This is a genomic window from Streptomyces sp. NBC_01775, assembly GCF_035917675.1.
Taxonomy (GTDB): domain Bacteria; phylum Actinomycetota; class Actinomycetes; order Streptomycetales; family Streptomycetaceae; genus Streptomyces.
This window is the reverse complement of record NZ_CP109104.1, coordinates 3,867,550-3,880,898: the sequence shown is the minus strand read 5'-3', so window position 1 is coordinate 3,880,898 and position 13,349 is coordinate 3,867,550. Positions and strand designations below refer to the sequence as shown.

Sequence of the window (13,349 nt, the reverse complement as noted above, 5' to 3'; positions counted from 1 at the left end):
ACGCCGTAACCGGGGCGGGCTCCGGCATTTGTGACACAGGGTGGTTGTGCGTGCGTACCGTGTTGCGTATTGAGTGCGACAGAGGTGAGTGCGCATGGCTGAGAACGACGGTGACGAGTGGGACTCGGGCCTGGAGGACGACTCCGACGCGGTACTGCAGGCGGTCAGTCGCCAGATCAAGCTGTGGCGGCTGGCGGCCGGGCTCAAGCAGGCGGAGTTGGGCGCGGCGATCGGGTACGGCGAGGAGATGGTCTCGGCCGTCGAACGTGGAAGGCGGCTCCCCAAGCCGGAGTTCCTCGACAACGCCGACGGAGTGCTGGGTGCGGGCGGCAAGCTCTCCGCGATGAAGGAAGACGTCAAGCAGGCTCGGTACCCGAAGAAGGTCCGGGACCTGGCGAAGTTGGAGGCGAAGCTCGTCGAACGGGGTGCCTATGGTGACCACAACCTCGATGGGTTGTTGCAGACAGAGGACTACGCGCGAGCCCTGTTCGCCATGCGGCGGCCCGCGTTCAGTGAGGACGAGATCGACCGCCATGTCACCGCCCGGATGGCCCGCCAGGAGATCTTCGAGCGGTGTCCGGCGCCCACGCTGACATTCGTCCAGGAAGAGGCGACGCTACGAAGGCCGCTCGGCGGCAGAATGGTGTTGCGGCGTCAGCTCGAACGTCTGCTGGAGATCGGGCAGTTGAGGCATGTGACCCTCCAGGTGATGCCGCTGGAGTGTGAGGAGCATGCTGGTATGGGGGGCGAGCTTCGGGTGTTGAAGCTCAACGACGGCAAGGCGGTGGGGGCTACGAATGCGCAGCTCACCAGCCGCCTGATCGCTGACCCAAAAGAGGTGCAGACCCTTGAGCTTCGCTATGGGATGATCCGCTCACAGGCGCTCACTCCGCGTGAGTCTTTGGCGTTCATCGAGAAAGTGCTGGGAGAGACATGACGGTGTTGAAGGGGTCCTCCGGAGACGGTGTCGGCCTGGAGTGGATGAAGAGCAGTTACAGCGACAACGATGGCCCGGACTGTGTTGAGGTCGCCTCAACGCCCGGCACGGTGCACGTCCGTGATTCGAAGGACGCGGCGGGCCCTCAGCTCGGTTTCGGGCCTGGCGTGTGGGCGGACTTCGTGTCGTACGCAGCCACGCGCTGACGTTCCCCCCTGTCGTGCCCCGGCTCTTCTCGTCGGCGGGCTGCGGAGCGCGCGGGGAGCGCACCACCTGGGGTTCAGGCCCGCTCGGGAAGGTAGGGGCCGGGGCCCTTCAGGGTGCGTTGGATGGGGGCGGTCGCTGTGTGGCGGAGGCCGGGGAGGGTGGCCACCGACTCGGTGAGGTAGCGGTAGAAGAGCTGAGCGGTCGGGACGTCGATGCTGGCGTAGAGGTTCGCCGTGCCCGTCGTGGCCGTGGCGAAGGCGACCTCGGGGTGTGCGGCGAGTGCCGCTCCTGCCTCGGCCAGGCGCGACGGGTCGATCTCCAGCCACAGGGCGGCCCGGAAGTTCCGCTGAAGGACGTCCGGGTGGTACTCGACGTCGAAGTACAGGACGCCGGCCGATCTGAGTTCGGTGATGCGGCGGCGCACGGTGGAGGGGGACAGGCCGGTCGCGGTGGCCAGCTCTCCGGGCGCGGCCCTGCCGTCCCGGGCCAGCAGGTCGAGCAGCTGCCGGTCGCTGTCGTCCAGCGTCACCGGAGGAGCGGCGTCCGGGGCCCGCGCCGGTGCGTCCGGGGAAGTGAGTGCCGTGACCTGCGCGGCCGTCAGAGGTCCGCGCTTGTTGATCGGGCTGAGGTCCTGGCCGAAGAAGACGTGCAGTGAGCAGTGTGCCGACACGTCCACGACCTGTGGCGTGCGCGGCAGCTTCTGTAGCAGCGGGGACTCCTCCGGCCCGGGACCACGGGTGCGTACCGAGCAGGAGATCTCGGTGCCGCCCGAACTGAGGTTGACCCAGGTGGTGTCCGTGCGCCGCGCCATCGCCTCCCCGAGGTAGGCCGCCGCGTCGGGCGTGCACCGTACGCGGACGACCCAGATGGAATCCCCCAGCCGTAGGGGGTCGGTGAGGCCCAGGACCCGGAGCCTCCCGGCGGACCGCAGCCGTGCCCAACGGCGCGCGGCGGTCTGGTCGGAGATCCCGAGGACGTCGGCGATCTCCCGGAACGAGGCCCGTCCGTTGACCTGAAGGGCGTGCACGAGCCCCATGTCCTCGTCCGACAGTCCACGGTACGCCTGGCTGTGGGTGTCGAGATAGGTCGTCATGGAGCCCATGATGTCGGATCCGCGCGTGGTGAGCGCTCTGGCTTATGAAATCGCCTGTGGAGGCTCAAGACTCCCTCACAGGGACCGCCCACTGGGGCTCTCGGCTCGCTATCGGTTCCGGTCCCGGACGGCACGCTCGATCCGAACGGAGTATCTGACATGCGCAAGTGGTGGCCCCTGACAGCGGTCTGCCTCGGTGCCTTCATCCTGCTGGTGGACGTGACGATCGTGAACGTCGCGCTGCCCAGCATGGCCGACGACCTCGACGCCTCCTTCAGCTCCTTGCAATGGGTGATCGACGCGTACGCGCTGGCCCTCGCCGCTCTGCTGCTGGCCTCTGGTTCCCTCGCGGACCGTTTCGGTCACCGGCGGTTCTACATCTACGGCCTGGGCGTCTTCGGCCTGGCCTCGCTGGTGTGCGGCCTCGCCCCCAACGCGGAGGTGCTGATCGCCGCCCGCGTGGTGCAGGGCGCCGGCGGCGCCGCGATGTTCGCCACCGCCCCCGCCCTGCTGCTCACCTCCTACAAGGGCAGGGACCGGGGTACGGCCTTCGGCGTGTGGGGCGCGGCCAACGGGGCCGCCGCGGCGGCGGGCCCTCTGCTCGGCGGGCTGCTCACCGAGCACTTCAGCTGGCCGACGATCTTTTGGATCAACCTGCCGATCGCCGCTGTCGCCATCGCCATGACGCTGCGGGTGGTGCGCGCCGACCAGCCCGCGGACCAGCCCGTCGGGTCGCCCGCCGGCCAGCCCGTCGGGTCGTCCGCGGACCAGCCCGTCGGGTCGCCCGGCCACGGTGCACGGCCCGGCGGGACCCCGGCCCGCGTCGACATCCCCGGCGCGACGGCCTTCACCGTCGCAGCGGCCACGCTCACCTACGGGCTCATCCGCGGTGGGGAGGTGGGCTGGACCTCGGCCGAGATCCTGGCGACCTTCGCCGTCACCGCCTTGGCGCTCGTCGCGTTCGTGGTGATCGAGCACCGTACGGCGCGGCGCGGGGGCGCCCCGATGCTGGACCTGGCGCTGCTGCGCCGCCCCTCGTTCGCCGCGTTGATGAGCGGGGCTCTGCTGCTACAGGGTGGCGCCTTCGGATGCCTGGTGCTGGTCTCCTTGTGGTTGCAGTCCGTGCTGGGCCTCAGCCCGGTCGGTGCGGGGCTCGCGCTGACCCCGATGGCCGGCGCTTCGTTCCTCGTGGCCGCCGTGGCCGGCCGTCACATCCAGCGGCTCGCGCCGCGCCTGCCGATCGGAGTCGGACTCCTGTTCGTCGCGGCGGGCATGCTGTTGCTGCGCGCGGGGATGACGGCCGACACGGGACAGACTGCCCTCATGGGGGGCCTCGTTGTCGCCGGGATCGGCGTCGGCCTGGCCACGCCGGTGCTGGTCTCGGCTGCCACCTCCACCGTGCCGCAGCGGCAGGCGGGGATGGCAGGCGGGGCGGTCAACACATTCCGTCAACTGGGCATGACCTTGGCCATCGCCGTCCTCGGCACGGTCTTCACCAGCCGGACGGCCACCGCGCTCGCCGGGCCCGGCACGGTGCCCGACCCGGACAAGGGTGCCTCGGCGCTGGCCGCCGGGCAGGCCCAGCACGTGATGGACGCGGCACCCTCCGGGCACCGGGACGCGGCGCACCAGCTGGTGCGCGAGGCGTTCGCGACCGGGCTCGACTGGGTGTTCCTGGTGTCGGCCCTCGCGGCGGCCGTCGGGGGCTTGATCGTCCTGGCCCTGGTACGGCCACCCGGCCGGTCCGCCGCTGGGGGTGCCGCCACGGTTCGCGCTGCCGCCGTTCCCGGGCACGGGGGCTCGGCCGGTGGGGGAGAGGGCGCGGGTGACGGGGACGGTGACGGCGCGGGTGACGGTCACGGTGCGAGTGACAGTGACGGCGTGACGCACGGCGGCAGCGCGAGTGGCCGCGACGGCGCGAGTGACAGTGACAGCGCGGGTGACCGCGACGGCGTGGCGCACGGCGGCAGCGCGAGTGACAGTGACAGCGCGAGTGACCGCGACGGCGTGCGCACGGCGGCAGCCGCCGGCCGGAGGCGGGCGTGACGCGGCAGGGGTAGGCCCGCCCTGCCAACCCGTGAGCCGCATACAGGGCAGAGCCGGGGGTGCCCCGCGTTCCACCCCACCGCGCCCCTCGGCTGGGCCGTACGTTTCCCCATACCTTCAGGAGCCCTCCCATGCCCACCAACGCACCCCGCCCCTCATTCCTCCTGGTCCACGGGGCCTGGCACCGGTCCGGGTGCTGGAGCCTCGTGCGGGAGGCGCTCGCGGCCGACGGCTGGACGGCCCGGACGGTCGACCTTCCCAGCGCCGGGCCGCAGCGCACGCCCGCCGCCGGGATGTACGACGACGCCGACGCGATAGCCGCGCATCTGCGGCGGACGGAGGGCCGCGTGATCGTCGTCGGCCATTCCTACGGGGGTCTCCCGGTGACCCAGGCCGCCGCCGGTGAGCCCGCCACTGGCCATCCTGCCGCCGCTCACCTCGTCTACCTGGCGGCGTATCTGCCGGCGGAGGGGGACTCCCTGCTCAGCGTCCACGGCCGGGGCAGCACCGCGCCCGAGGACGAGGATCTCAGCGGCACAGCCCCCGTCGTCTTCGACGACCCCCGCACCTCGCTGTTCGGGGATCTGCCCGACGACCGGGCCGAGGACGCCGTCGGCCGGCTGGTCGCGCAAAGCCGACGGTCGTTCCAGCAGGGGGTGACCCGGGCGGCATGGCGAACGGTGCCCTCCACCTACGTGCTCTGCGAGCGCGACAGGGCACTCCCGCCCGAGTTGCAGGAGCGGATGTCCGCCCGTGCCGCACACGTCGAGCGACTGGACACCGGCCACTCACCATTCCTGTCCGCGCCTGCCGAACTGGCGGCTCTCCTCGGCGGGATCGGCTCCGCCGTGGCCCCCGCCTCCGCTGTGGCCTCCGCCTCGGCCGAGGGCTGAGCGTACGGAGCCGCTCTGCCATGGGGGCCGTTGTGCCGGGATGCCTCGGCGGCGACCATGGCGCCCCGCCACCTCCCTTTCGCTTGTCACCGGACAGCGCCCTCATTCGGTGAGAGCAAGGATGACCCGCCGCTGGTTCAGGTTGATGGTTGAGACGACCACGGGGTAAGTCTCGCCGAGCGTCGCGGAATTCGGGTCATCCTGGAGTTCGGCGGCGGGCAGGAGTCCGACAATGTCCTTCTCGACCTCAAGGAAGATCCCGAAGGGCGCGACCTTTTGTACGGTGCCGGTCAGCGCCGCACCGAGTCGCGTACGTGCGAAATCCAGGAAAGGGTCGTGCTGGAGTTCCTTGAGCGACAGGGGGCACCGAAGAGGAGATGCCTTCCCGCAGACTCGGGTGTGTCGGGGTGGTCCATTTTCCCCTGCAGGGCGCGCAGGATGCCGGGAAGATCGGACTCAGCTCTGCGCGCTCTCCGCTTTACTGGCACGTGAGAAGGTCAGAAAGGGCTGCGTATCAGGGGAGATCTGCCCGGATATCCAGCCAGGCACGGACTCTCTTCACGTAGTCCGGCCGTTTGCTCTCCTCCAACGCCTGCTGGATGTTCTCCAGAGGTTGGAGGAGGTTTTTCACCCGTCGCAGATCGAGCATCTCCGGCGGGGAGGACTCCCGCCATGTCGCCGCCCTCCTGATGATCTCTTCGGATGGGATGCCGATGGCGCCGAGCACGTCTTCGCAGAGCGCGATCGGATCCCTCAACGAGTCGCCTTCCGCAGCTCCGAACTCCTGAATGGCGTAGGACCTGATCCACGCGTTCTCGGTCACCGCAACTCGTGGATCGGTGTCCGCCCGCTTGTGTTTCAGGCGGCTTGCTTCCGTGGCGACGAGGCCCCACCGCATCCTCTGGGCGAGTGCCGATCCAGGACTCTGCATCCGGCCGACGGCTTTGTCGCGGAGTGCCTCCAGTCCGGCGTGGTCCAGAGTGTCGATGCTCCCCTCGGCCTGGATGAGTTCCGTATTGCCCGGTCCCCGTTCTTCGGTTTCCTCGTCCTCGTCCCGGCGACCACTAGGGGAACGGGATTCCCGCTCGTTCAAATGCTTTCCTTCCTGTTTCGAGGCTTTCCAGGGAGGGTTTGAAATGCCCGCTGTTGTTGTTGAGTTCAAGACCAAAATATTTTCCTCCCCCTCCCGCGATCTCGGCCTCGCCAGCCGTCAGAACTGGCTTTCCCCCCGTCAGGACAGGATGCTTGAGCTCGATACCTCCAGCGTGTTTGGGAATGATGACAAGTTCGTTCCCTTCGGTCACCGCCCATTTGATGGTTCCGTTGTTGATGGCAGCGTCGAACCCTTCGTCGCCCACCCTCAAAGGTTTGACTCCCACGCGTTCGGCGTCTGCCAGTTCTTTCGCCAGATCTTCAGGCATCTGGTTCTCATAGGGGGCCAGCCCCAAGGGATCACTGCAGAAGTGGGGATTCTCGACGTACCCGATCGGATTCGGCCCCGGCGCCAGTCCCAGTGGGTCCGGCGTCAGATAGCGGGCTGTCGTGGGGTCGTAGTGGCGGAAGTAGTTGTAATGGAGGCCGGTTTCCGGGTCGTAGTACTGGCCGGGGAAGCGGAGTGGGGTGTAGGCGGTGCTGTCGGTGTGCCAGGTGGTGGTGCCCCAGAGCGTGGACTGGGTGCGCCAGGCGATGGTGCCGAATTCGTCGACCAGTTCTGTGGGGGTGCCGACCAGGTCGGTGACGATCGCGTAGAAGCGGGAGTCTATTTCCTGCTGGGTCGACTCGTCGGTGAGGCGTTCTGTCTGGGCGAGGGGTGTGAAGCCCTGGTGGTCCCAGGTGAGGGTTACCGGGTGGGGGAGAGCCGGGGCCGTGGTGGTCTGTTCTACGAGGGTAGGGCCGTCCCAGGCGAACAGTGTTCGCTCCACCACGGTGTCGTTCACCATGCGGTGCTTGGCCGTGCGGTTCTTCGTCGTGCGGCGGCCCAGCGGGTCGTATTCGTAGCGCCATGTTGTGCCGTCCGGAGTGACGACCTGGACGAGTCGGTCCTCCGCGTCCCACATGTAGCGCCAGGTGTCGGGTTTCTTCGACAGGCGGGTCTTCTGGCGGAGGGTGATGCGGCCGGCCGCGTCGTGTTCGTAGCGGACCTTGCCCGCCGTTTTGATCGCCGTTCCGGAGTAGGTACGCGGGCCGATCGCTTCCGGGGCGGTGTGCGTCGTTGGCCAGCTCGCGTCCGTCTGGTTGCCCGCCTCGTCGTAGGCGTAGCGCTCCGTCCAGCCTTGGGCGTGGACGGCGGTGACGCGACCCGCCGCGTCCAGGTCGAAGGTGCTGCGGCCCGACATGAGGTCGTCGATGCCGGTCAGGTAGCCGTCCGCCCGGTAGGTGTAGGTGCGTTGCTGGAGGGTGTCCGCACCGGCTAGCGACTGAGTCTGCAGGCGGCCGGCCGGGTCCCATATCCGGGTCAGGGCGAGACCCGCGTCGCCGATGCGGCGTTCCGTCTCGCGGCCGACTGCGTCGTGGGTGAAGTCGAGCGTGTGGCCGGAGGCGGTCAGCGAGGTGCGGTTGCCGGCCGCGTCGTACGTGGAGCGCGAGACGGCGCCCGTCGGGGTGACACGGCGCGTGCGGCGGCCCAGCGCGTCGTAGGTGTGGGTGAGCGCGCGGCCGTTGACCAGCTCAGTTTTGACGCGGCCCAGCTTGTCGCGCTGGTAGCGGAGGTCGGTGTCCGGGCCGACCGCTTCGGTGAGGCGGCCTGCCGGGTCGTACGTATACGTCGTGACGGCGCCCGCCGCGTTCTTGCGTACAGGGCGGCCCAGCGCGTCCCGCTCGTAAGTGATCTGTTCGCCCAATGGGGTGGTGCGGCTGATGAGCTGGCCCGTCGCGTCCAGGTCATAGCTGTGCGTCCGGTTGTCGAAGTCCGTCTCGACTGTCAGGCGGCCAGCCGGGTCGTAGGTGTAGTCCCAGGTCAGGCCCTGGGCGTTGGCGACCTGGGTCAGGCGCAGTTCCGCGTCGTGGGCGAACTCGTAGCGGACGCCGTCGGGGCCGGTGCGGGCTGTGAGGGCGTCGAAGTGGGTGTACTCGTACGTCGTCTCGCCGCCTGCCGCGTCGATATGGCGCGTGCAGTTGCCCTCGCCGTCGTAGGTCCACCGCTGCTCGGCGCCGTCGGGGTTGGTGCGGCGGACCAAGCGGCCCTCGACGGTCCACTCCAGCTCCGTGCGTGCCCCGAGCGGGTCCACGACGAGGACCGGTCGGCCGAACGCGTCGCAGGCGTATGTCGTCGTGCCGCCCAAGGGATCGGTGATCTCCACCGGCAGACCGGCCGCGTCACAGCGCACCTGGGTTGTGGCGCCCAGGGCGTTGGTGACCGTGGCCAGGTGGCCCCGGCCGTCGTAGGCGTAGTGGGTGGTGTGGCCGGCCGGGTCGGTCAGCGAGGTGCGGTTGCCGCGCTCGTCCCACTCCTGGTGCCAGACCGCGCCGGCCGGATCCGTCGTCCTGGTGGGTAGGCCCAGTTCGTTGCGGGTGATCGTCGTCGTTGTCGCGTCGGGACGGGTGACCGAAGCGAGGTGGCCCGCTTCGTCGTAGGTGAATGTGGTGGTGCGGCCGAGGGCGTCGGTGTGGGTGAGGGGGCGGTTGTGTGTGTCGCGTTCGGTGCGGGTGCGGTGGCCCAGCGCGTCGATTTCGCCGACGAGGTGGCCGTGGTTGTCGAACAGGGTGCGGGTGGTGTGTCCGGCCGCCGTTGTCAGCGTGGTGACCTTGTGGCCCGTGGTTGCGTCGAGGCCGTCGTAGTCGATGCGCACCTGCAGGTGGCCGGCGGTGCTGCCTTCGGCGATGACGCGGTGGAGGTTGTCGTAGACGTAGTCGTAGCGCCGGTCGTTGGTGTCGGTCCAGGAGATGACCCGGGCCTCGTCGTCGTACTCGAAGCGCAGTGGCAGACCGGAGGAGTTGACGGTCTGCGTGAGGTGGCCGTCGGTGTAGCCGTAGCGCATGACCGTTGCATCCTGGCCGCTGTCCGCGCCCGCCAGGCTCAGCGCTGTGACGCGGCCGTCCTCGACCGTCAGTTTCACCTCGTAGCCGCCGCTGTGGACCAGGCGCGACGGGGCACCCGTCTCCGCGTCGAATTCGAAGACGATGGCGTGGCCGTTGCGGTCGGTGATCTGCCCGATCCGGGCCGCGCCGTCCTCGGGCGCGTCCGGTTCGCCCTCCGGCGGGGCGAAGTGCCGTATCCAGCCCGTTTCCGGGTCGGTGAGGGTGTAGCCGCCGTCGGGTGTGCGCTCCAGCGGCATCCGGGCCGAGCCCGCCGAGGGGAGGGTGGGCAGGCCGGGCGCCGGGTGGGGGTAGGAGAGGAGGCGGCCGTCCTCGGCGACGAAGACCACACCTTCGGGGTCGATCTCCAGGCGCTGGTCGAGCGTCGAGGCCCAGGAAGGGCCGAACCAACGCCCCAGCCGGTAGCCCGACTCCACCCGCCGCGTGAACGTCAGCGGCAGCGCGCCGGGCAGCGACAGGTCGGTCTGGGGCAGATACATCTTCCCCGTCGCCAGGTCCACGGGGTCCGTGTGCCCCGAGGGGGTCTCCTCGCCCTTGCGGGCGGACTGGCCCGGCCCTTTCTCCTCCAGCGCCTTGCGCCCACTGGACAGCTCCTTGGCCAGCTTCCCCGCCCGCCCGGCCTTGGTGGCCATGCCCAGGCCCTTGGTGCCGATCAGCTCCGGAAGGAGGCGGCCCACACCCTCGGCCGGGTCCTTTTTGAAGGTGTCCCACATCTGCTTGCCCGTGCCGACGGGGTCGTTGGCCACCCGGGTGATACCGGTGACAGTGGAATTGAGGTTGGTGACGTACTCGGCGGGGTGCGTGATGTTGTACGGGTCCAGAGGGTTGACGCTGCGCACGAAGTTGTTCAGCCCAGCGACGCCCTTGATGACACCGCCCGTGAGGTGGGTGGCGTCCAGCTTCAGACCCGTCAGCCCGTCACTGGCCTGATCACTGTAAGAAGGCTTGGGCGGCGCCGCGTCCCGCGCGGCCTTGACCGCCGACTGCGCCCGCCCGGCCGCCTCGTTGCGCTGCGAGCGCGCCTCGTCCAGCTGGTCCTGGGCGGCTTTCTTCTTGTCGTCCTTGTACTTCGCCGCCGCCTCCCGCGCCTGGCCCTGGGCCCACTCCACCGTCCCGGCGAAATCCTCCAGCGCCCCGGCCGCCTTCTCACACGCGTTCGCCGCCTTGACCCACTTGGCCGGCTCCAGCCCCACCTTCTCCCAGAAAGCCTCCGCCGCTTTCCCCTTCAACGTCCCCTTCGACAATCCCCGCAGGCCCTTGGAAACATTGTCGAACGCCTTCTTGAAATCCTTCAGATGCGACGCGGTCGAACGCAGCTTGCCCGGACTGCCGAAAATCAGCTTCTTCGGATCTTCGGTCTCATCCAGCTGGAACTCCGCCGTGTCCGCACCCATGGCGTTCGCCGCCGAACGCGACTTGTCCCGCGTCCAGTCCGCGCCGCTCTCCCAGCCGACATCATCCATCCGGTCGGCCGACCAGTTCCCCGCACCCTCAACGAAATCCCCGGTCCCCTCGACAAGGTCCTCACCCGCGTCCTCGACCGAATCCGGAACAAAATCCCGCCACCCCATCAGCCCTCACCCCCCTCGCCGCCGGACCCCTGCTGCTGGGCCCGCTCCTCCGGCGACGGGCCGAAAGCACGGTCCCGGCCCGCCTCGATCTGCTCGTCACTCATCCCCGACGCCTCCTGCGCCCAGTCCATGTACATCCCCCCACGGCCCTTGGACGTCAGCTCCCGGCCCGTGTCCTTCCAGTCCTGGGAGATGTCATCCCCCGCCTTGTCCCACGACTCCTTGCTCCAGTCCGGCGCATCCGGCATCACAATGTCGCCATAACTCTGCTTGGCGATCTCCTCCTCCGACGCGTGCGGATTCCCCGACAACAACGCCGAATTCAACGCCACCTTCACCGTGCCGGCCGCGTACTGATCCTCCTCATACGACATCCCCGCCGACAGCCCCAACTTCTTCGCCAAAGCGTTCGCGTTCTGCACCAGAGCCCGCACCCCCCACTCCCACTTCTCGCAGAAGTCCTCAAAATCCCCCGCCAGCCCCGAATGCCCCGCCTCCATCCCCGACAACGCCAACTCCTCAAACCCCGCACCCTGCAACGAAGACGTCGACGAACCACCCGACTCCTTCAACTCATCAATCGCCCCCTTGAGCCCCTTCTCGATCAGATCCAGCGACTCCTTGTTCCACCTGACATCCCCCTCCTTACCGCCGCCCATCAGGCACCTCCCCCCTCAGTCGAATCCACCGCCACCCCATCCGGCACGATCCCCCGCACCGGCGGAAACAACATCGAACCCTCCCCGTCCGCCACATCCACCGCCACACCCGTCGGCTCCGCCTGCGCCGGAACCACCGCGTCCAACAACCGCGCCCCCAACACCGCCGCGTACTCCCACGACCGGCCCGGAGCCCCACCACGCATCAGCGCGAACCGCGCCAGAGCCCCCTCATCCGTGAACGCGAAGATCCACCGCACCCCACCGAAGACCCCCGACATGACCTGGTCCTCACCCACCGTCGGCACCAGCACAGCCGTACGCCGAAACTCCCCCACCAACGACGCCGGGTCCCCTGCCCCCGCACGCGCCGCCGCTATCTCCTCCGGAAGATCCATCCCCCGACCCCTTCGCTCCACTGGCGTGCCCCTCGCGAGGCAGAGACGTCAACAAGCATGTAAACGGTTGATGACATTAAGTAAAGGGCATCTGTGGCGGACGGGGACAGTGGGCGCTTCCGGCGGCGACACCGGAGGGTGCCGCTCCGGTGCCGCTCCGGCCGGTCGGCTCACAGGTGGGCCGCGGGGTGTGGTACTGGGCCGATTGGCGATGCCTAAACCCTGTGTGGCACACTAGCCAGGTTGCTCGGTTGAGTGCCGATGCTGCGCGCCTCCCGCCGGGAGGACTGGAAGCGAGTCCCAGGTATTCGTCGCTCCTCGTCAGGAGCGGAAGTACGGGAATCTTCCGGGAAGCGCAGGAGGGGCTTCCAGCCAGGCACCCGGTGGGTTTCCTCCTCCAAATCCTTCCTAGCAAGGAAATTCTCCTGTGGAGAATTACGGGAAGGGCTACGACACGCCCGACCGCGTGGGTCGGACAAGGGGCGAGCGAAAGTCACGACGGGGTACCAGAGCGTTACGAGAGACAGGACTACGAAGTAGCCATGGCGGGACAGAAGATCCGCATCCGGCTCAAGGCCTACGACCACGAGGTCATCGACAACTCGGCGAAGAAGATCGTCGAGACGGTGACGCGTACTGGCGCGTCGGTCGCAGGCCCGGTGCCGCTGCCCACAGAGAAGAACGTGTACTGCGTCATCAAGTCGCCGCACAAGTACAAGGACGCACGCGAGCACTTCGAGATGCGCACCCACAAGCGTCTGATCGACATCCTCGACCCGACTCCCAAGACCGTTGACTCGCTGATGCGCCTGGACCTTCCGGCCGGCGTCGACATCGAGATCAAGCTCTGAAGGGTGTCGTAGAGATGGCTAAGCAGATCAAGGGCGTCCTGGGCGAGAAGCTCGGCATGACCCAGGTCTGGGACGACAACAACCGTGTTGTCCCGGTGACCGTGGTCAAGGCCGGTCCGAACGTTGTGACCCAGGTCCGCACCGCAGACAGGGACGGCTACGAGGCCGTCCAGATCGCCTTCGGCGAGATCGACCCGCGCAAGGTGAACAAGCCCCTCAAGGGCCACTTCGCCAAGGCCGACGTCACCCCGCGCCGCCACCTCGTGGAGCTGCGCACCTCCGACGCCAGCGAGTACACGCTCGGCCAGGAGCTGAACGCCGACACGTTCGAGTCCGGCGTCAAGGTCGACGTGACCGGCAAGTCGAAGGGCAAGGGCTTCGCCGGCGGCATGAAGCGCCACGGCTTCCACGGAGCCCGCGCCTCGCACGGTGCGCACCGCAACCACCGCAAGCCGGGCGCCATCGGTGGCTGCGCCACCCCGGGCCGGGTCTTCAAGGGCACCCGCATGGCCGGCCGGATGGGCAACGAGCGGGTCACCACCCAGAATCTGACCGTCCACGCCGTTGACGCGGAGAAGGGCCTGCTGCTCATCAAGGGCGCAGTTCCCGGTCCGAACGGCGGCCTCGTCCTGGTCCGTACCGCGGCCAAGGGGGCTTGA

The 13,349-nt window shown here is 68.7% G+C and carries 12 protein-coding genes; 6 read left to right on the top strand and 6 right to left on the bottom strand.

Annotated features, from left to right (window positions below; all coding sequences use genetic code 11):
* Positions 1–94 precede the first annotated feature (94 nt).
* Both OHB04_RS17270 and OHB04_RS17265 read left to right on the top strand, forming a co-directional pair.
* Complete coding sequence (locus OHB04_RS17270; protein WP_326807758.1) at positions 95–937, top strand: helix-turn-helix domain-containing protein; 843 nt, start codon at positions 95–97, stop codon at positions 935–937.
* Entirely contained in the window at positions 934–1,143 is a 210-nt protein-coding gene (locus tag OHB04_RS17265; protein ID WP_326807757.1) for a DUF397 domain-containing protein, read from the top strand. The genes OHB04_RS17270 and OHB04_RS17265 overlap by 4 nt, the downstream gene beginning before the upstream one ends.
* 74 nt (positions 1,144–1,217) lie before the next feature.
* Here OHB04_RS17265 and OHB04_RS17260 read toward each other — a convergent pair whose 3' ends face one another.
* On the bottom strand, positions 1,218–2,237 hold the full coding sequence (locus OHB04_RS17260; RefSeq protein ID WP_326807756.1) for an Lrp/AsnC family transcriptional regulator: 1,020 nt from the start codon (positions 2,235–2,237) through the stop codon (positions 1,218–1,220).
* A gap of 159 nt (positions 2,238–2,396) precedes the next feature.
* Between OHB04_RS17260 and OHB04_RS17255 the strand changes: the two genes are divergently transcribed.
* Both OHB04_RS17255 and OHB04_RS17250 read left to right on the top strand, forming a co-directional pair.
* Positions 2,397–4,283 carry an MFS transporter gene (locus tag OHB04_RS17255; RefSeq protein ID WP_326807755.1) on the top strand — a complete coding sequence of 629 codons (1,887 nt, stop codon included), beginning with the start codon at positions 2,397–2,399 and terminating at the stop codon, positions 4,281–4,283.
* Positions 4,284–4,414: 131 nt separating this feature from the next.
* Positions 4,415–5,176, top strand: coding sequence for an alpha/beta fold hydrolase (locus OHB04_RS17250; RefSeq protein WP_326688585.1), 762 nt, complete (start codon positions 4,415–4,417; stop codon positions 5,174–5,176).
* A gap of 102 nt (positions 5,177–5,278) precedes the next feature.
* Here the strand turns inward: OHB04_RS17250 and OHB04_RS41835 are convergent, their stop codons facing one another.
* The 5 genes from OHB04_RS41835 to OHB04_RS17230 all read right to left on the bottom strand — a co-directional run bounded on the left by OHB04_RS41835 (position 5,279) and on the right by OHB04_RS17230 (position 11,839).
* Positions 5,279–5,470 (bottom strand): S1 RNA-binding domain-containing protein, encoded by a 192-nt coding sequence (locus tag OHB04_RS41835; RefSeq protein WP_442815094.1) that lies wholly within the window; start codon positions 5,468–5,470, stop codon positions 5,279–5,281.
* Positions 5,471–5,690: 220 nt separating this feature from the next.
* Positions 5,691–6,269, bottom strand: coding sequence for a hypothetical protein (locus OHB04_RS17245; RefSeq protein WP_326688584.1), 579 nt, complete (start codon positions 6,267–6,269; stop codon positions 5,691–5,693).
* Positions 6,241–10,782: a putative T7SS-secreted protein gene (locus OHB04_RS17240; protein ID WP_326688583.1), complete on the bottom strand. Its 4,542-nt coding sequence runs from the start codon at positions 10,780–10,782 to the stop codon at positions 6,241–6,243. The genes OHB04_RS17245 and OHB04_RS17240 overlap by 29 nt, the downstream gene beginning before the upstream one ends.
* Positions 10,782–11,441, bottom strand: a complete 660-nt coding sequence (locus tag OHB04_RS17235) for a hypothetical protein (RefSeq protein ID WP_326688582.1) — start codon at positions 11,439–11,441, stop codon at positions 10,782–10,784. Before OHB04_RS17235 ends, OHB04_RS17240 begins: the two co-directional genes overlap by 1 nt.
* Positions 11,441–11,839: a hypothetical protein gene (locus OHB04_RS17230; protein WP_326688581.1), complete on the bottom strand. Its 399-nt coding sequence runs from the start codon at positions 11,837–11,839 to the stop codon at positions 11,441–11,443. The genes OHB04_RS17235 and OHB04_RS17230 overlap by 1 nt, the downstream gene beginning before the upstream one ends.
* Positions 11,840–12,381: 542 nt before the next feature.
* Here OHB04_RS17230 and rpsJ point away from each other — a divergent pair.
* Both rpsJ and rplC read left to right on the top strand, forming a co-directional pair.
* Entirely contained in the window at positions 12,382–12,690 is a 309-nt protein-coding gene (rpsJ, locus tag OHB04_RS17225; RefSeq protein ID WP_016909683.1) for a 30S ribosomal protein S10, read from the top strand.
* 14 nt (positions 12,691–12,704) lie between these two features.
* The gene (gene rplC, locus OHB04_RS17220) at positions 12,705–13,349 is read left to right on the top strand and encodes a 50S ribosomal protein L3 (RefSeq protein WP_326688580.1); all 645 of its coding nucleotides are present in this window, start codon (positions 12,705–12,707) and stop codon (positions 13,347–13,349) included.

What these genes read in the sequence shown, in the direction of transcription:
- OHB04_RS17240 (WP_326688583.1), bottom strand. Translation starts at nt 10,782, where the DNA reads ATGGGGTGGCGGGATTTTGTTCCGGATTCGGTCGAGGACGCGGGTGAG.
- OHB04_RS17235 (WP_326688582.1), bottom strand. Translation starts at nt 11,441, where the DNA reads ATGGGCGGCGGTAAGGAGGGGGATGTCAGGTGGAACAAGGAGTCGCTG.
- OHB04_RS17260 (WP_326807756.1), bottom strand. Translation starts at nt 2,237, where the DNA reads ATGACGACCTATCTCGACACCCACAGCCAGGCGTACCGTGGACTGTCG.
- OHB04_RS17265 (WP_326807757.1), top strand. Translation starts at nt 934, where the DNA reads ATGACGGTGTTGAAGGGGTCCTCCGGAGACGGTGTCGGCCTGGAGTGG.
- OHB04_RS17270 (WP_326807758.1), top strand. Translation starts at nt 95, where the DNA reads ATGGCTGAGAACGACGGTGACGAGTGGGACTCGGGCCTGGAGGACGAC.
- rplC (WP_326688580.1), top strand. Translation starts at nt 12,705, where the DNA reads ATGGCTAAGCAGATCAAGGGCGTCCTGGGCGAGAAGCTCGGCATGACC.
- rpsJ (WP_016909683.1), top strand. Translation starts at nt 12,382, where the DNA reads ATGGCGGGACAGAAGATCCGCATCCGGCTCAAGGCCTACGACCACGAG.
- OHB04_RS17250 (WP_326688585.1), top strand. Translation starts at nt 4,415, where the DNA reads ATGCCCACCAACGCACCCCGCCCCTCATTCCTCCTGGTCCACGGGGCC.
- OHB04_RS17255 (WP_326807755.1), top strand. Translation starts at nt 2,397, where the DNA reads ATGCGCAAGTGGTGGCCCCTGACAGCGGTCTGCCTCGGTGCCTTCATC.
- OHB04_RS17230 (WP_326688581.1), bottom strand. Translation starts at nt 11,839, where the DNA reads ATGGATCTTCCGGAGGAGATAGCGGCGGCGCGTGCGGGGGCAGGGGAC.